Source organism: Nostoc sp., assembly GCF_036917555.1.
Taxonomy (GTDB): Bacteria; Cyanobacteriota; Cyanobacteriia; order Cyanobacteriales; family Nostocaceae; genus Nostoc.
In genome coordinates, this window is record NZ_JBALDD010000059.1 from 1 (window position 1) to 17,343 (window position 17,343).

A 17,343-nucleotide genomic window follows, 5' to 3' on the forward strand; every position below is an offset into this window, starting at 1 on the left:
GATCGCTAATTTAACCGATCTGACGCAGCTTCACCTCTATAACAACCAAATAACCCAGATTCCAGAGGCGATCGCTAATTTAACCAATCTGACGCGGCTTCACCTCTATAACAACCAAATAACCCAGATTCCAGAGGCGATCGCTAATTTAACCGATCTGACGCAGCTTCACCTCTATAACAACCAAATAACCCAGATTCCAGAGGCGATCGCTAATTTAACCAATCTGACGCAGCTTCACCTCAGTGGCAACCAAATAACCCAGATTCCAGAGGCGATCGCTAATTTAACCAATCTGACGCAGCTTCACCTCTATAACAACCAAATAACCCAGATACCAGAGGCGATCGCGAAATTAACTAATCTGACGCAGCTTCACCTTGATGGCAACGAAATAACCCAGATACCAGAGGCGATCGCGAAATTAACCAATCTGACGCAGCTTCACCTTGATGGCAACGAAATAACCCAGATACCAGAGGCGATCGCGAAATTAACCAATCTGACGCAGCTTCACCTCTATAACAACCAAATAACCCAGATACCAGAGGCGATCGAAAGTTTGCCGGAATTGGAAACACTAGATTTACGGGGAAATCCGCTTCCTATTTCGCCAGAGATTTTAGGATCTTTTGATCGTGTTGGTTCAGTTAAAAAGATTTTCAATTACTTGCAATTACTCCGAAGCGGTGAAGTGCGTCCACTCAACGAAGCCAAACTCTTGCTCATCGGACAAGGCAGCGTCGGCAAAACATCCCTGATCGAGCGACTAATTCGCAATAAATATGACAAAAATCAATCCCAAACCGACGGACTCAATGTAGAAACTTGGAACGTGCAGGTCAATAGCAAAGACATCCGCCTCAATGTTTGGGACTTTGGCGGACAGGAAATTTATCATGCCACCCATCAGTTTTTTCTGACTAAGCGCAGCCTCTATCTCCTCGTTTGTAATTGTCGCACCAGCGAAGAAGAAAACCGCATCGAATATTGGCTGAAACTAATCGAAAGCTTCGGCGGACAGTCCCCCGTGATTATCGTTGGCAACAAAAAAGACGAACAACCCCTCGACATCAACCGCAAAGCATTACGCGAAAAATATCCTAACATCCAAGACATTATCGAAACCTCATGCCAAGACAATATCGGCATTGATGAACTTCGCACCACAATTTTGCAGCAAATCGCCAAACTCAAAGAAGTCTACGACCCTCTACCCCTCTCATGGTTTGAGGTTAAACAACAACTCGAATCCATGACTGAAGACTTCATCAGCTACAACCGCTATATCGGCATCTGCTACGAAAACAAAATTCCCGAAGAACAAAACCAAGAGCAACTAATCGACTTGCTGCATCGACTCGGCTTAGTTCTCAACTTCCGCGATCATCCCATCCTCAAAGATACCAACGTCCTCAAACCCAACTGGGTGACAGAAGGTATTTACGCGCTCCTGAGCGATGAAAACCTCAAAACTAAAACCAAAGGCATTTTCACCCACGCCGATCTCACCCGCATTCTCAATCCAGAGCGATATCCCACCGAGCGTCACAGTTATCTGATCGGGCTGATGAAAAAATTTGAGCTTTGCTTTGCACTAGAATGTCAACCACCACAATTTCTGATTGCGGGACTTTTGCCTAAAGACCAACCAGACGAAACAGAACTCCACGGCGAAACCCTGGAATTTCAATACCATTACAAAGTTCTCCCCGAAAGCATCATCTCCCGCTTCATCGTCATCACCCACGAAAAAATTCATAACCAAATCTATTGGCGCAGTGGCGTAATGCTGCAATATCAAGAAAACAACGAAATCTACAACATCGCTCGGATCAAAGCCGATCCCGAAGACAAAAAAATCTTCATCACCATTAGCGGACGCAAAGAAACCCGCCGCTTATTTCTTGGCATCCTCCGCGATGTCTTCCAAAAAATCCACAAAAGTCTTCCCAATCTCGAAATCAGCGAATGGGTTCCCGTCCCCAACTATCGCAACCATCCGCCCCTCGACTACCAAGAACTTCTCGGACAAGAATCAATGGGTGAAAGTACAATCACCATTGGCAAACTAAGATTAAAACTCGATTTGCGTCAACTTTTAGATGGCTATGAATCATTAGAATCGCGTCGAAAATCACAAAAAGGAGATAATGATTTAGATGATAGGACTGCATACGAAGATATGCGAGATATTGCTAAACTAGCTGTCAGCAGAACAATTATTAATAAAGCCGAGGCAAATGCTATGTCAGAAAATCCTCAATTCACAAACAACCTTCAAGGCGCAAACATCGCCAACTTAGCCAACCAAGTCAAAGACAACGCCAGACAGCAAGCCTCTAATTTCAACCAAACAAGCGGCGCAAACATCAGCGAAATTCTGCAACTGATCGGCAACCTGCGCCAAACTGCCGCCCAATTCCCACCAGATATCCGCGATGATATCATCATTGATATTGATGATGTAGAAGTAGAAATTCAAAAGCCAGAAAAAGAACGCAATTTACCCAAACTCAAAAAGCGTCTAGTAGCTTTACTAACTGCTGCTACTCTAATCGCTGGCCCGATCGCAGGGATGACAGACTTTGCAAACAATGTTATGGAAATAGGGAACAAATTAAATATCGAACTACCGCTTCCCTAATCAATAACAGAGGCGGCGAATCCAGTTAATTACTATATCCGCTTTCACCGTGATTTTTGGAAATAAATGTTGCTATTTGCAAATCTGCGCCAGCCAAATAACCATCTGTTGTAACAATATAAATATAGTTGTTGAAAAACTGCACAAGATTAAAACCAAGGCTCCTTAATTCACAAAGCCTGAATATCCATTTGTCGGATTAATCCATTCTCGATAGTGTAAATATGCTGAACCATTTGCTCGTGTATCAAGTTTCCATCTAGATCCTGCACTACTTGATGAACATGAACCACTATCCGCCCACTTTCATCAACTTGAAAACCTTGAGGTTCAACATGAGGATCGATTAAGCTCCACTGGCGAGTCCAATAATCACGCACCGCCGCATGGCCGCGAACATATCCGCCTTCCATACCATTCGCCCATTCCACATCAGAGTGCATCAACGCGAGAACGGAATCAATATGACGGGCGTTGAAGGCAGCATAGGCTTTTATCAGTAAATCTTGCTGTATTTGAGTTGGGGTTTGCCGCTCCATTGTTTTGTTTTCCATCGCTTTGATAAACTTATAAGACTTATACATTAACCTGAATTTCCCGCCACTTTGAGTTTTTGCATAAGTGGAGATCGGACATTTCTCTGTTAACAAATCCTAAAAGTGCTTTGATAGTTTTTCCACAGGATGATTAAGATATAAGTATTTGACCTGACGGGTGTCGATACTCATGGTGCAAGACCAGATTTTGCTGAATGATTGGCATGTAATAGGGCGATCGCAAGACCTCCAACCTGGAACAGTCCTGCACAAGCGCTTATTAGGCTCAGATATAGTGCTTTGGCATAATGGCGACAAAGTTTTAGCTTGGCAAGACGTTTGCCCTCATCGTGGTGCTCGTCTTTCTCTAGGATATGTCAACAAAGAGACTCTTGTTTGCCCTTACCACGGTTTAGCCTTTAATAGCGAGGGAAAATGTGTACAAGTTCCGGCTAATCCCGAACAATCGCCCCCTGCCCAAGCTTGTGTTAAAACTTACCAAGTTCAAGAGCGTTACGATCTGCTGTGGGTTTGTTTAGGGACACCAAAACAAGACATAGCTCCGTTTTCTGAGTGGTACGATCCGGTCTATCAAAAGATTTTCTGTGGCCCTTACTACTATCACTCTAGCCCTTTGCGGGTGCTAGAAAATTTCATCGATCCGGCACACTTCCCAATTATACATTCGGGATTATTTGCCCACGCCAGTCATCCTGAGTTGACGCACTATGAATTAGAGTCTCTTCCAGATGGGATTAGTTTCAAATGTGGTTTGTGGGAACTAGATTTTAATTCCGGTAATCCTCTGTCAGCACCACTGATTTTCAACACTTACGATTACCGCATTTTCCGTCCGCTAGTGGCATACTTTAAACTTGGGCCTGGAGATCATCGTTTAAATGTCTTCTATACAATTACGCCAGTCGATGAAGATGAGTGCGTGGTGCAATATTGGTTAATGGTAAACAGTGCCCGCGACCTAAAAGTGGAAGTGTATCTAGATATTCAAAATCAAGTTGCTAGTCAAGATATTGCCATTGTCGAGTCCCAGCAACCCCGACGCTTACCTTTGGATTTGCAAGCAGAAGTACATTTACCGAGCGATCGCTATTCTATAGCATACCGGAAGTGGCTCAAACAACAGGGTGTTACTTTCGGCACTATTTAGAACTTGGTGATGCTTGTCATTATATATGATTAAGAAAAAAGATTTAGATAAAATTGCTTTAAAAACCAACCCCCTGAAAGAGTATAAAAAACGGTAGATTGTTAATTGCTCTACCGTTTTTTATATATGTTGAATGCGGTACTCAAAAGTCAAATAATATTTTTCCTGGCTTTCATGTCAAGGTGAATTTTGGGTATTTATTGATCCACAGGTGTTAGTTTTAAAGGATACAATGGCTCAGATCCATTTAATTGCCAAATTCTAAATACCAATACAGCAGCTACAGTTAACCACACACAAGAAAATGATAAGGTCATTCCTGCTATAGGATTAGTTTGCCAATAAATTGCCGTCACCACTACAGCAGATAACCAAGGGCCTAAAATAACTACAGGTACAGCAGCACCTAATCTCCGTTCTACAGTAAAAATCGTATTCCAAGTATCCCCTAGAGCCAAATGTACTACAAACAAAATTAAAGGCAACACTAAAAACTGGTGATTCATTTGCTGCCAAACCAATACAGAAGAAATTACCCGCAAAACAGCAATTATCATCCAAACGATGGGAAATACTAAAGGTGGAGGAGACCATCTTGGTCTGATTACCTCGTCATAGGTCTGACGAGAACGGGTATTATCTAAAAGAGAAAAAATTCGAGAACGGATACTTAATAGAGTAAAAAATAATCCAGTTAACAAAGTGCTAAACCAACTGGGAAAAGAAGAATTATTATCAATGAACATTACTAATTTTTCCATTCCTAGTAACACGATAATCATCACTAATATTTGTAGAGTAGTTCCTATTGTATAAATTAAAACTGCTTTCATATCTAGTTCTTGTGTAGGAGCTATTAATGTACTTGGAGACTGTTGTTGTTTGCCAGGTTTTACCCCCATCACTGTATTGACAAACTGCTCAACTATTCCACTATTCTTGGATTGATTCATAACTAAGAGATTGCGCGTAGTTGGTAATTAGTAGTAATCAGTCATTATATGATAGTCTAATAGTTAAAAATAATTTTTTTAGGCTCTTTTAACATCAGAGTTTATAAGTTATGATGCCTGATGCAAAAAGCCCCCGTCATTTATGCAGGGGATATAAGCTAATGACTGAATTCATTCAGTCATGGATTGTTCAGATATAAGTTCAATAATAGTCTGTGCTACTTCACACAACCGTCTTAGGCTGGCAAACTGATAACAACTAGTTTCCTACCTCTGAATTTGTTGTTCCTTTAATCCCATTTTTCAGCTACTTGTTTTTGGGTAAGTTCTAAACGTTTTCTGTTTTCTACAAGCATTTCAGGTATTTGCTCTATCAAATATCCAATAAAGTGCGGGATTGTATTTGGCATAGACAACACAACTATTTTATTGTATTATCATCCCATGAAAACACTGAAGTTAAAGTTGTACCAATACAAGCGAAATAGATTCTTCAAGCGAATGATTAACGCTTCTGGGGTAATTTATAACCATTGTATTGCTCTCCACAAAAGATATTATCAGATGTGGGGTAAGCACTTAAACTGTGCAAAACTTGGCTATTGCCACGCTGCGCGAACAGTGACATATCGCCAAGTTAAGAAAGCTTAATCCTTAGTCTTTCGTAAGTGATATTGAGGAAAAAACGTGGAATTTCAGAAATTATTGTATATTTTTACTCTAGTAAAGATTGCTACGTTTGCTCTGAGTGTACCTGTATTTGCTCAAATCACACAGACTCCCTTTAATTCTTCACAGTCGAGTTGTCGTGCAACTAAAGTAAATACTCCAATTTTCAAAGAACCTTCAACATCATCTAACGCTATCAGAATATTATCGGCAAAAACAAGGATTACTTTAGCATATATACCAGTTAGTGGAGATAGATTTGTCAGAATTAAATCTCCGACTTCAGGATTTATTCAAACTGCTGCGCTAAAATTTTGTCAGACGAATAACAAGGCTCAAAACCTATGGAGTAAACCTACTATTGGCAGTGTATGTCGGCAAATTGTACGACAGGAAACTATACGTCGCCAACCAAGTACAAAAGAACCTTTTATTACAACACTTTATCCAAACACAATTGTGTTTGTGAACTTGGTTACAGGTAATATCGTTAAGTCATACAAATCTGAAAATTACATTTGGGTAGAAATCGACCTTTCCAGAAGTTTCCCTGGAGAATTATCTGGTAATGGTTGGATAGTCAACACTGACTTAGTAAATACTCCTGGATTAAGCAGTCTGGCTTATTGTAGTTAGTAGCTTATTTTTAAGTATGTTACCCAGGTATAAAGTGTGTTTTATTTCTGAATTCTGTTAGCACAGCGGGGCGTAGCCCATTCCAAATTTTGAGTTCTGCTGTATATTCGCTCAAATTCAGGTCAGCGACAATTTGCTTAACTGTGCTAGAATAGCAAGACTTTACACTAAAACATTAGATTTTGAATTTTCTCAGGTGCGTCCCTTTTGTCATTAAGCTTTAGGCGAAAAACCTTTTTTTGTATAATCCCAGTAATCCAACTACACTAAGACCAAGTAATGCCGATGGCTCAGGTACAGAAATTTTTTGTGCTGTAAAGCCAGTTTCGTAAGAAATGCTAGGGTTGGTAGCTGAAGTAACTGTGTAACTAGCCTCTATTTGTTGTAATCCTTCATCACCAATAGGAACCAAATAAGTACCATTTTGGTCGCCAGTTAACTTTTTGCCCAAATATTCTACTGTTACATCTGGAATTTGTTTTCCTTGATAAAGAACTTGAACTTTCAAATTTTCTCCTGGTTTGACTACAAGAGGATTCTGTAATGAGATGATTTCTAAAGGCAAGTTGAATGGTTGAGCCAGAGTGTCAGACCAATCATAAAGAGCTTTAGTATACTTCAGATAATGGCTAACATCTTGATATTGTCCAATTTCTTGTTCGGAAATACTGCGATATTCATCGCCTATCTTAGCATAATAGCCATTATCAAAAAATCCAGTTAATGCTGCAATTTCACTATTAGAAGTTAGAGATAGCCCGTCTTTTTTCTGATTGATATTAAACGGAAGTATTTGTCTATTAGAATCATAAGCTCTAGCTTGCTTAAATTTAGATGTCTGGTAAGCTTCTGGTCCGTCTTCTGGATGACCAAATAAGAGATTATATTCTCCATTTTCATAGTCAAACCAGATAATATGTGCTGAAGCTGGTTGGATAAACAAAGGTAACATTGCCACTGCTAATAGCAACTCTTGCCATCTTTTGATAACCATCTAAAACTTCCTTCCTAAATCAGGTGTTAAATAATTAAAACCATAATATTTAATAGCTTACAATCCCCCCATCAGGGATATTTATTATTAAAGATAGGAGCTTTTTTATTTATTAATAGAAAATAAACTTTTTTTGTTAACTGAAATACAAAATATACCTCAAAATAAATACTTCGTTTAGGGTATTGGCTTTTTAGCATAAATCGGGTATAAAGAAAAAGCTATGGCAGGATAATCCTATTTAAAGACTTTGATGAATGTAGGCATTTGTTGGATTGAGGAACAAAACCCAACTCCAAAAAACCTTACTTTTATTGAGTTGAACCCAGTCAAACCCAACAAAAAATTATTTTTCTCTTCCCAGAGTGGCAGAAGAAGGATAGATTCATTGATGGGGCGGTTGATTCTGTAGCAAATTTCAAGAGAAGCCAAAGTTACACGATCAAACCCAAAGAGCGTAGAGTTAGAGGGCGTTGCTGAATAATGAGATGATTGAGCCTGATGCGGGGACGCTCTTACGCGGAGAGTTTTGAATAATAAGTAATTATCCGAACTTGATATCAGTCCTAATGATAAGTCTTTAACCGAACCCGATCTGCATAGCTTAGAGCTTTTCAAGCGTGCCATTCCAGTCAGGATGAGATTAGGTAAAGTTAAAAGTTTAGCGTTGCGATCGCTATGGTGGACTGAATAATCAGGTATTCAATCCACCATTGTTGAGTTGCTAATGATTGTCGAGGCAGTTAAACCTTGACTCATCGTCAAAATTAGCTTTACTCTTGATCAACTTTTTCGATATCATCAGGTGTACCAGTGGCAGAAATTTTTGATGTGCCAGATTTACCTGCACCCGAGTTGCCACCAGAAGCGCCAGCACCGCCTGAGTGTTTAGAATCAGTGTTGCCTTGTTCTTCTTGAAGCTGTTCAAGACGGTTTTTTTCTTGAGCTTTATCTTTTTGGTCAGCCATATCTTATTTACATTTTTCGCTATGCGATCGCCTTTAACTCTATCATTTTCTTTATTCAAGCGACATGAAAGGCAAATCTTCTTCAGCAATTCTAAATTTACGTGAGTCTCCAACGGAGTGATATCAAGCAAATGCCAATGGAGATGCATATGATCGTTGCTGAGGGAGGTAGTAATCTTTCTGGTGGACAACGGCAAAGATTATTGATTGCGCGATCGCTTGTTTCAAAGCCTAAAATTATCTTGATGGATGAGGCGACCAGTGCTTTGGACAACCGCATGCAGGCAATTGTGACTAAGCGATAATGCAGCCGCAGGATTTCCACTATTTCCAAGAATCGCAGTTTTGCTCAAGAGCGATCGCTTGTGCAATTTGAGTGATATTATGTGCAATTAAATAGCTTTGGTAATTCTATTTGATTTGCAAATCCCTAGAACCTCAGATCCCTGACTTCTTAAAGAAGTCGGGGATATTTTTGTTTTGATATTACTGATGACATTGCTGTGAAAACATATATAGTAGTGCCTATATGCAAGGTAGGTTATTATTAGTAATTGCAACGCTATGTTAATTAATGAATTAAGAGATATTAATTTTATTATTTTTCCTGACTGGTCTAATTTAGAAACTGCGATCGCAGAAGACTTGACTAATGTTCTCAGAACTCTTTTCACACATCCAGCTAGACAAGATATAACACTGCTAATTTACAGTCAAAGTTTATCGGATGAACTACAGGATAATGCTAACTCATTACTTTTTGAGATAGTTCTGAAACTTAGTTTAGAAGAAACTGTCTCGCAAGACCTGAATGCAGGGCTTACAGGTCAATTAACCACCCAAGAATGGTCTATTATTAAATCATTCATTAATTTCTGTATCCCGATTAATAACGAAGATCGTTACATTATCCAGCAGCCAGAAATTGTACAAGTTCCCAGATGTGATTTGTCAGAAATTGAACAGCCAACTATTTATGAAGCGGCTCGGTTAGAATCTTGGCACAGATGGGGTGACTATTTCGCAGACAGTGAATCGCCTGAAAACGCTATCTCATATTACAGCAAGTATTTATCTAGTTGTCCGCACCAGATTAACTATTATCTGAAGTTAAGTGATGTTTTGTATAAAACTGGTCAGATGCCAGCGGCTATCAAAAAATTGCAAAATGGTATTAGCAATTGCCCTCAAGCAGAAGAACTCTATTACTGGCTGATTATTCGTCTAAAGCAAAGCCAGAACTATCTGGAAGCTCGTAACTTTGCTCAACAGGTTACAGAGAAGTTTCCTGAAAACTACGTATTTAAGATGTTAAGCTATCTTATGCTCCCAGAAACTTATCATACTCCTCAAGAAATTGATACCTATCGAGCATGGTTTCAAGATGGGCTAGAAAAATTGATTCAAGAAATAATAATGAATAGCCCATCTGCACAGAAAAAAGCTTTCATCGGAATCAGCCATCATACAAACTTTTTTCTTGCATATCAGGCAAAAAATGACCTGGTATTACAGCAGCAATATGGACAGCTAGTTCACCAAATTATGGCGGCAAATTATCCGCAATGGGGTCAGGTACATCTGATTTCTTCTATTAGAGTCTTGACTATTGTGTATTCTCTCCTGTCCTACCGCGTGATGATTACTTTGACTTGCTTTCTTTGGCAGACATTTATTTAGATACCTTCGACTGGGCGGGTGGTAACACAACATTGGATGCGATCGCCTGTCATTTACCGATTGTCACTTGTCCTGGTGAGTTTATGCGGGGGCGTCATTCTTATGGTTTTTTGCAAGCGATCGCTGTAACACAGACAATTGCAGATGATACCTCGCAATATATTCAGATTGCAGTGCGATTAGCTGTAGATATTGATTGGCGATACTCAGTTCGTGAAGCCCTAAAAGTCTCAAGCAACGTTCTGTTTGACAATCCCACTGCTACCCAAAATTTAGAAGCATTCATCAAGCAGGCGATCGCGTTGAAAAACTAAAGCAAGTATATTTTGACTTTACCTGAGTAATATTCAAAGGCAATGAAAGTCGAAAATGTTATACCAATTCGCCCTCAATTCTTAATTCAGATATTTCAAGCTGGCAAGACGGTTTACTATGGACGATGTAGTTGTAAACAAGATGACATGAAAAGATCGTTAATATTGTTCTATGCCAGCCGTTTTATATCTGGTATAGTAGCGATCGCCAGAATTGTTAATCGATACATTGGAACACCTACTAAACTGTATAGTGATTTAGGTATGAAAGGTGTTCTCACCTTAGAAGAGATCGGTAGTGAGGAACAAGAACAGCAGGCTGTTAAGTTCGATTTCCTTATGCCGCTTAGTCAAGTAGTTCATCTAAATGACTTACTCAGCAATGGTGTTCTTAATGGGCCACCGCAAACAATGCACAGCCTTCGTATAGAACGTTATAGAATAGCCATTGAACTTGGAGGTTTTTATGCAGGTTAAATACATCAAAGCTCTAAGAGTATGTCTGAAAAATTTTAAGGAGGTGATTTTCACTACGCAAGTTGCTTTAACATTAAACGAATTATCGCAACATAAATAAAAGCCTCTGTTGTTTGAGGTAAAATTTCATAGTCCTTGCTTAACCTGCGACACCAGTTAAACCAACCAAAAGTTCTTTCAACAAGCCAACGTTTGGGAAGTACAACAAATCCTTTCTGTTCTTCGTAAAGTGTTGGTTGTGCCAATGCACACTGAAAAAGACCAGTGAGGCACAATAGATAAAGGTATTTAGACACTAAGTTATGAAATTGGTAAATCATAAAATTCTTGGTTGGGATTCTGACAGACCAAAAGAATGAGAGCAACCTATATTAATCAGCAATTTGAAGAAGTTTTACTTAATTTCAACTTTTACAACTGCTGACATTCCCGGAGTAAATCGAGATTCGTAACCTTGAAGACTTGACTTATCAAATAGAATCTTGACAGGAATTTCATGTAATGAATTACTAGAAGCTGAATTGGTTGTCAGATTATCTTGTGGCATAAAAGCGATACTATCTACCTTGCCTTGAAACTGCCGATTAGCAAAGGCTGAAACTGTAATTTTTACCTTTTGCTCTGGCTGTATTTTTTCTAACTGCTTTTCAGGAAAATAAGCAATAATCCAAGGACGTGGCTGTATTATTGATAAAAGAGTTTGCCCTGGAAGCACCTGCTGTCCTACCTGTACATTTTTATTCCCAACTACTCCACCGATCAAAGTCGCAATGTTAGTATAGTTCAACTCCAGTTGTGCTTTTGTTACCTCTAACTGCTTTTGAGCAAAAGTAACGTTAGCTACCTTATATTGTTGCTCATTTATCTTCTTTTGCTGATTTAGGATTTGTAGTTGTAAAGTTCTTTTTTTTCTGAAAGCTTGTTGTTGTATTTGAGCCTTTTTATTTTCAGGAACTGGTTGTGGTGATGGAATCTCAATAGCAATTTTGGGAATTTTCTCTTGTGCCAATGCTGCTTGCTGTTTAGCTAATTCTAAAGACACTTTTGCCCGTGCCAAAGATAATTGATAGTTGCTTTTATCAAGTTTCACTAATACCATGCCTGGAGATACCATTTGGTTATCATTGAATCTAATTTCAGTGACTATTCCTGATACACGACTAATCACAGGGTTAATCTCTGCGCTAACATAAGCATTATCAGTTTCTAGATATTTTTGCATATATTGCCATTGCTCATAAGCATAATTAGCTATATAAACTGCAATTGTACTAAACAACACTCCCAATCCTGTAAGTAGTAGCAGATGCCGAACCCAAGGAGATGATAATCTTTCCTTAAAAGCATTGTTTGATTTACTAGAAGTGTTAGTTGGCTCCAGTTGTGACACAACGGGAGTTTTTTGTTCTGATAATCTAGTAACTTGTTGTGACTGCTGTAAAAAATTTTTAAGTTTCATCAGTGATATTTATCTAATTCCAGATTTCAGTATAAATATTGGCACTGCTAAAGAGTCTGTTTACAGAATACGGCAAATATTACTTAAATGCATAATTGCTCTTAAGAAAGCTTCATCGTCAGCTTCAGAACCCCTCAAATTGGCGCTGCTCTGGTTGCTTCCTAAGCGGCTGCTGAAGCGATTTCAGGAGTTGTAGGGGGGGAAGGCGGCTTTTAGGAAGATTTTGGTGGTGTTAAGGGTGCTGAAATGTGATTTTGAGGCTGTATCCACACAAATTTGCACTCCTGTTGTCCAACAGCTAGAGTACAGCAGGAGTAACTGATGCAAAGCAGTTGTTAACGCGACAGATAGCGAAGGACAGCAAATTTGAGGTGTGCTTCTGTAAAGCTATAGGAATGGTGGGGGGATTTTAACCCTGTTTCGTCAGTCTCAGTAAACAATCAGGGCAAACGCATCTAAATTACTCCTGATCACGACCAATCTTAAAAACCAACGAAAAAATCAGCATTTCTCGTTTGATTTGTTTTCCAAGCCCAAAGCGATCGCCAAAATATTTGTCAATAAGCAGCAATTAATGCGACTATTTTTCAGCTTATTGATAATCAAAGGGTCTTGTTGACATGATGCGTTTACCCTGAGTAAACAATAGCCTTCCATTTTTTGACAATAGGAGTTATTGCTTCCTTAATGAGTTATGATTTCATTCTGAACGCTTTATCTATTGCAAACTTTTTGAAAATTGGTATAAGTTGTGAAATTACTCGTTGAGACAGGCAATGGGGTTAAAAGATTACAAATGCACTTTGTTTTTTCAAAAATTAAATAGGACTGCTATATGTATGAAGCTCATATAGAGATACGAGTGTATCACGAGCCGATATCTGGTGTAATGGTTCCGATACATACAGTTCATTATCAACAGCTAATTTATCTTTTTGCGCCTAGATGTAATTTTTTTGAGTTAAGCTGCTGGCGAGAAGAAGCGGAAGTATTACAGGATGCTGAGCAAAAAATATGTTCAAAGGGAAAGGGAATATTGCAGAAAATAGACCATCCTCCTACTCATTTAACTCTTGATACTCCTGTTCGCTTAGTTAGTGAACTTTCACCAACGATAGTTGACGAGTTACTAATCAAGCCTTTTGACGAGTATGGACGAGTAAAGTGGTTTGGTTTATCTTTGGGAAAAGCTTTTAATTTAACTTTCAAAAAAAACACTGAAAAGTCAATCATTCTTGAATTATCACATTGGGGTAAAGAAATTCATATATACAAAATGAGTGAGGAAGAGTTAAAAAATGTGCAATCTATTTTTTCATATTTACATAACGAATATATAATTTTTAGATATCAGAAAGTTACTTAATTTTTAGGCGGTGCTGATTATTCTGTAATTTGCATATTGAGTAATAATCTAGACTAGTCGGAAGTGCGAAACTCTAAATATAAGGTAGGGATCGACATAAGTTAAATCTGGAATTGCCTTGTTCTGTACGTTGTTTTAAGCACAAACGCGGATACTCCCAGTATTTGGGGATTGATATTATGGGTCACATTTTGATTAGTTGATGAATGAATGGAATCTGTTTTAACCTGAGTTCGACGTAAAAAAAGGACTGAATACTAGACAGATAAACTTTCTAGGAATACAGGGTTGTAGGGCTTAATGTGAATAAGATTTAATAAATGATCTGGAGGCGTGAATGGTGCTGAAATGGAGTAAAAAGAATTTGTGACATATTCATTTTTGGAGATATATAATTACAATTTGTGTGCGAAGATCGATGCTGGAGAGCTACTCTGCCAAGGGCGATTGTAACTAATAAAATTGATTCTGGGAAGGATATTAAATTAGACACAAAATCAAAAAACTAAATAATATGATTTCGTAATTAAATCAAAATTCATGAAATAATCACATAATCGAAGCTATAAGGTATCAAAAACTAAAGATAATGATTTTGTGATGAAATCCAAAAAATATTATTAATGAAATAATCACACAATCTATAATCACTTATCCTGAAGTAGAAATCAAGTTTTTTTGGAAGTCGCTTAGATAATAGTGAGTGCCAACGGTTCAGGAGGGAAGAAATGTGCTTCCTGAATTGAATTTAAATCTTCTGTTGTTAAATTCAATTCAGGTTTTTTATCTTGATATGTATAAGCAATTAAAACAGCTATAACATTAACCATAAAATTACAAACGCTACGATGACGAGTATGTTGAATTTGGGATATATTTTTTAATTGGTCGTTAAGTGTTTCTATAAGAGAACACTTTCTCAATAAAATTTTATCAATTAAAGGTATTAAACAATTCTTCATATTTTTTTTAATCGTTGTAATAAGTTGAAGATTTTGTTGGAGGAGAAGATCAAATAATTTTTGAGAAATATACCCTTTGTCACCGAATAGTTTACCAAACACATTTTTGGTCATTTCCGGTACTGGTCTACGATCATCTACGTTGGCTGGGGTAATCATGAAAGATAAAATTTCCCCAAATTCATTAATAATCAAATATAATTTAAAGCCAAAGTACCATCTTACAGAACTTTTACCCCAATTGGCTAATCCTTTAAAAACTTTATTACGTTTAGCTCTTGGATTTAAACAGATTTCTAATGAAGTTGCATCAATGAAGTTAATACCAGTGCTATTTCCACGGCGTAGATGGAGATACCAACATAACGGTACTAAAGCACTTTTTTTTAATTCTACAAATCGGTTGTAACTTACAAGATTAGGAAAATGCTTTTGTAAAAAATTACATACGTGTTTAGTATAAAAGTCTTTAAAATTTCTATACGATGATTGATGAAAATAAATAATTATTGTCATAATTTCCCTTCAGGATAAATTAATTTTTTTTGACGTTTATGCTCACTTGAAGAGAGTACTTCTTGTTGCCATTTCTTTTCAAAATATGCACAAAAATCATCTACGTCACAAAACAATTTTTCTAATTCCATATTTTTATTCAAAAATGAAATAATCACATAATCAAAATATTACACAAAAGCTATGATTTTAAATCCTCAGGAGACAAGATTTGTTGGTAAATTTCTGAAATTATTTTGGCGACTGATATTCGTGCTGATTTTTTAGATTTAAGAATTTATGAGTGCTATTTCAATCCAGGGCGGAACTATCTGGATGTATCGTGACGATTGATGCAATTGGTTGCTAGAAAGAGATTGTAAAGTTGATTGCACAGCGAGAAGCAGATTATGTAATTACCTTGAAAAAGAATCAAACTTATCTTTATGAATCAGTTGAAAAAATCTTTATCTGATTTCAATTCTTGACCTTCTTGATTCGGTGGTGTGATTATTTCATCCTCATTAGTTTTTGATTGTGTGTCTAATTCAATGTTCTCCCCAGAATCAATTCTATGAGCTAAGTCAATCACTTGAAATACGATCGCCCTCGGCACACGAATTGTAATTGTGTCTTTATTTTTCCAATTTGACTTTCTGCCGACGCATGAAAAAAGAATAAAACGGAAACCTTTATTACTTGATCGTTAGAGTACAAACACACCCACTTGGTGTTGAGAAGGTTTCTGTTTTATTCCGGTGCACGTTGGATGCCAGCATTTTCACGTCTTCCCCCTCTTGTGTCCCGTTTCAACAATTTTTTAGTAGTCATTTCTGTAATGAATTCATCACGGATTCATCATACTCCAAACAGTACCATTCACTCTTATTATCATTTATCTCATCTTATTGACATTAAGATGGAAAGCTGTGTATTGCTATAAAATTTATCCTGTCTAGTTTTCAGTCTTTTTTTACGTCGAACTCAAGTAAGAGCCTCTATTTCCACTCTTGTAAGGATCTCAGCCCTATGCCATTATAAATGAAGCAAATTGATTAGACTTTTGAAGTGTAGATATTTTTTATGCCTATGCTTGAATACGCTTCTCCTCCTATTTGGCTAAATGCTCACATTCAAGACCCGCGTATCAAAGTTGGAGATTACACCTATTTTGATCGGCGCATCAGTTTGGGAATATTTACCCCCACAGACCAGATTGAGATCGGAAAGTTTTGTTCCCTAGCCAGGGATGTCATCATTTTTGGTTGAGGAAACCATGTTATGACAAGAGTAACGACATTTCCTTTCAAGTGGTTATCTGCACACACTTCTTTTGAAGAAAGTCACACCGATGCAAGTTCTAAGGGGGTAACGATTATTGGTCATGATGTTTGGGTTGGGTACGGGGCAACGATTTTATCAGGGGTGAAAATTGGCAACGGTGCAGTTGTGGGCGCACAGGCTGTTGTTACTTCCGATGTTCCTGCGTATGCAATTGTGGTCGGTAATCCAGCTAAGATAATTCGGTATCGCTTTGAGCCTAAGACCGTAGAACGTTTGCTAGAACTATCTTGGTGGGATTGGGAGTTAGCGAAGATTTCAGCTAATTTAGATTTGCTATATACCAACCCGGATGAATGGCTACCAGAGATCCAGTTGAAACAGCCACAAGCAGATGTATTGAAATTGATTGATCCAACCCAAATGAATAGCTACCAGAGATCCAGTTGAAACAGCCATAAGCAGATGTATTGAAATTAATTGATCTAGATCTAAGAAGAAAGAACGTGTTGAAGCTTTCAAAAAACCAACAGAGCAATACAGATATTTAGAATATGACTTGCATACTTTTGCATTACTTTACCACCTCCTTAATGCGTAAGTCCTATGCTCGATAAAAATTATTTATTTTCCAAAACTGATAGTAATATCATGTTCGGTAAATTACTTATGATTAAGCCTCGATTTGAATCCACCAATGAAAACCAGTTAAGCCTTGAATCAAATCTTGCTGTTGAA

Annotated in this window: 16 protein-coding genes and 4 pseudogenes; 12 read left to right on the forward strand and 8 right to left on the reverse strand. The window is 37.9% G+C overall.

The genetic code is table 11. The annotated features are described in order from the left end of the window. On the forward strand, positions 1 to 2,647 hold a 2,647-nt coding region (locus tag V7K60_RS22060), incomplete at its 5' end, for a COR domain-containing protein (protein ID WP_334928356.1). A 170-nt stretch (positions 2,648 to 2,817) separates the two neighbouring features. Here V7K60_RS22060 and V7K60_RS22065 read toward each other — a convergent pair. After that, positions 2,818 to 3,201, reverse strand: coding sequence for a nuclear transport factor 2 family protein (locus V7K60_RS22065; protein WP_334928358.1), 384 nt, complete (start codon positions 3,199 to 3,201; stop codon positions 2,818 to 2,820). Between the two features lie 172 nt (positions 3,202 to 3,373). On the opposite strand from V7K60_RS22065, the gene V7K60_RS22070 reads away from it, so the two are divergent. After that, entirely contained in the window at positions 3,374 to 4,351 is a 978-nt protein-coding gene (locus V7K60_RS22070; protein ID WP_334928359.1) for an aromatic ring-hydroxylating dioxygenase subunit alpha, read from the forward strand. Between the two features lie 197 nt (positions 4,352 to 4,548). On the opposite strand, the gene V7K60_RS22075 is transcribed toward V7K60_RS22070, so the two are convergent. After that, on the reverse strand, positions 4,549 to 5,304 hold the full coding sequence (locus tag V7K60_RS22075) for a TspO/MBR family protein (RefSeq protein WP_334928361.1): 756 nt from the start codon (positions 5,302 to 5,304) through the stop codon (positions 4,549 to 4,551). A 444-nt stretch (positions 5,305 to 5,748) separates the two neighbouring features. Here V7K60_RS22075 and V7K60_RS35375 point away from each other — a divergent pair. Together V7K60_RS35375 and V7K60_RS22080 are read left to right on the forward strand one after the other, a co-directional pair. After that, positions 5,749 to 5,901 (forward strand): annotated as a pseudogene (locus V7K60_RS35375) (RNA-guided endonuclease TnpB family protein); the annotation flags it as partial. 90 nt (positions 5,902 to 5,991) lie between these two features. Continuing rightward, positions 5,992 to 6,609 carry a hypothetical protein gene (locus tag V7K60_RS22080; RefSeq protein WP_334928363.1) on the forward strand — a complete coding sequence of 206 codons (618 nt, stop codon included), beginning with the start codon at positions 5,992 to 5,994 and terminating at the stop codon, positions 6,607 to 6,609. A 220-nt stretch (positions 6,610 to 6,829) separates the two neighbouring features. On the opposite strand, the gene V7K60_RS22085 is transcribed toward V7K60_RS22080, so the two are convergent. Further along, complete coding sequence (locus V7K60_RS22085; protein ID WP_334928365.1) at positions 6,830 to 7,603, reverse strand: DUF4198 domain-containing protein; 774 nt, start codon at positions 7,601 to 7,603, stop codon at positions 6,830 to 6,832. A 773-nt stretch (positions 7,604 to 8,376) separates the two neighbouring features. Beyond that, a complete protein-coding gene (locus tag V7K60_RS22090; protein WP_094350397.1) occupies positions 8,377 to 8,571 on the reverse strand; it encodes a hypothetical protein in 195 nt (64 codons plus the stop codon). Between the two features lie 119 nt (positions 8,572 to 8,690). On the opposite strand from V7K60_RS22090, the pseudogene V7K60_RS22095 reads away from it, so the two are divergent. From V7K60_RS22095 to V7K60_RS22110, 4 genes and pseudogenes are all read left to right on the forward strand, one after another. Next, a pseudogene (locus tag V7K60_RS22095) lies at positions 8,691 to 8,870 on the forward strand (ATP-binding cassette domain-containing protein); the annotation flags it as partial. Positions 8,871 to 9,135: 265 nt separating this feature from the next. Beyond that, positions 9,136 to 10,251, forward strand: coding sequence for a hypothetical protein (locus tag V7K60_RS22100; RefSeq protein ID WP_334928367.1), 1,116 nt, complete (start codon positions 9,136 to 9,138; stop codon positions 10,249 to 10,251). Further along, positions 10,233 to 10,565, forward strand: coding sequence for an O-linked N-acetylglucosamine transferase family protein (locus tag V7K60_RS22105; RefSeq protein ID WP_334928368.1), 333 nt, complete (start codon positions 10,233 to 10,235; stop codon positions 10,563 to 10,565). The genes V7K60_RS22100 and V7K60_RS22105 overlap by 19 nt, the downstream gene beginning before the upstream one ends. A 42-nt stretch (positions 10,566 to 10,607) precedes the next feature. Further along, positions 10,608 to 11,042, forward strand: coding sequence for a hypothetical protein (locus V7K60_RS22110; RefSeq protein WP_334928369.1), 435 nt, complete (start codon positions 10,608 to 10,610; stop codon positions 11,040 to 11,042). Positions 11,043 to 11,095: 53 nt separating this feature from the next. Here V7K60_RS22110 and V7K60_RS22115 read toward each other — a convergent pair whose 3' ends face one another. Then, positions 11,096 to 11,362: a transposase gene (locus V7K60_RS22115; RefSeq protein ID WP_334928371.1), complete on the reverse strand. Its 267-nt coding sequence runs from the start codon at positions 11,360 to 11,362 to the stop codon at positions 11,096 to 11,098. A 74-nt stretch (positions 11,363 to 11,436) separates the two neighbouring features. Further along, positions 11,437 to 12,501 carry an HlyD family secretion protein gene (locus V7K60_RS22120; RefSeq protein WP_334928373.1) on the reverse strand — a complete coding sequence of 355 codons (1,065 nt, stop codon included), beginning with the start codon at positions 12,499 to 12,501 and terminating at the stop codon, positions 11,437 to 11,439. Between the two features lie 835 nt (positions 12,502 to 13,336). Between V7K60_RS22120 and V7K60_RS22125 the strand changes: the two genes are divergently transcribed. Beyond that, complete coding sequence (locus tag V7K60_RS22125) at positions 13,337 to 13,867, forward strand: hypothetical protein (RefSeq protein WP_334928375.1); 531 nt, start codon at positions 13,337 to 13,339, stop codon at positions 13,865 to 13,867. A gap of 689 nt (positions 13,868 to 14,556) precedes the next feature. Here V7K60_RS22125 and V7K60_RS22130 read toward each other — a convergent pair. After that, positions 14,557 to 15,476 (reverse strand): annotated as a pseudogene (locus V7K60_RS22130) (IS982 family transposase). 176 nt (positions 15,477 to 15,652) lie between these two features. On the opposite strand from V7K60_RS22130, the pseudogene V7K60_RS22135 reads away from it, so the two are divergent. Beyond that, a pseudogene (locus tag V7K60_RS22135) lies at positions 15,653 to 15,793 on the forward strand (ISAs1 family transposase); the annotation flags it as partial. Here the strand turns inward: V7K60_RS22135 and V7K60_RS22140 are convergent. After that, the gene (locus tag V7K60_RS22140; protein ID WP_334928381.1) at positions 15,776 to 15,940 is read right to left on the reverse strand and encodes a hypothetical protein; all 165 of its coding nucleotides are present in this window, start codon (positions 15,938 to 15,940) and stop codon (positions 15,776 to 15,778) included. The pseudogene V7K60_RS22135 and the gene V7K60_RS22140 sit on opposite strands and share 18 nt — an antisense overlap. Positions 15,941 to 16,407: 467 nt before the next feature. Here V7K60_RS22140 and V7K60_RS22145 point away from each other — a divergent pair, with 467 nt between their 5' ends. Continuing rightward, on the forward strand, positions 16,408 to 16,593 hold the full coding sequence (locus V7K60_RS22145) for a hypothetical protein (protein ID WP_334928377.1): 186 nt from the start codon (positions 16,408 to 16,410) through the stop codon (positions 16,591 to 16,593). 12 nt (positions 16,594 to 16,605) lie between these two features. Continuing rightward, the gene (locus V7K60_RS22150) at positions 16,606 to 17,055 is read left to right on the forward strand and encodes a CatB-related O-acetyltransferase (protein WP_334928379.1); all 450 of its coding nucleotides are present in this window, start codon (positions 16,606 to 16,608) and stop codon (positions 17,053 to 17,055) included. Positions 17,056 to 17,343: the final 288 nt, after the last annotated feature.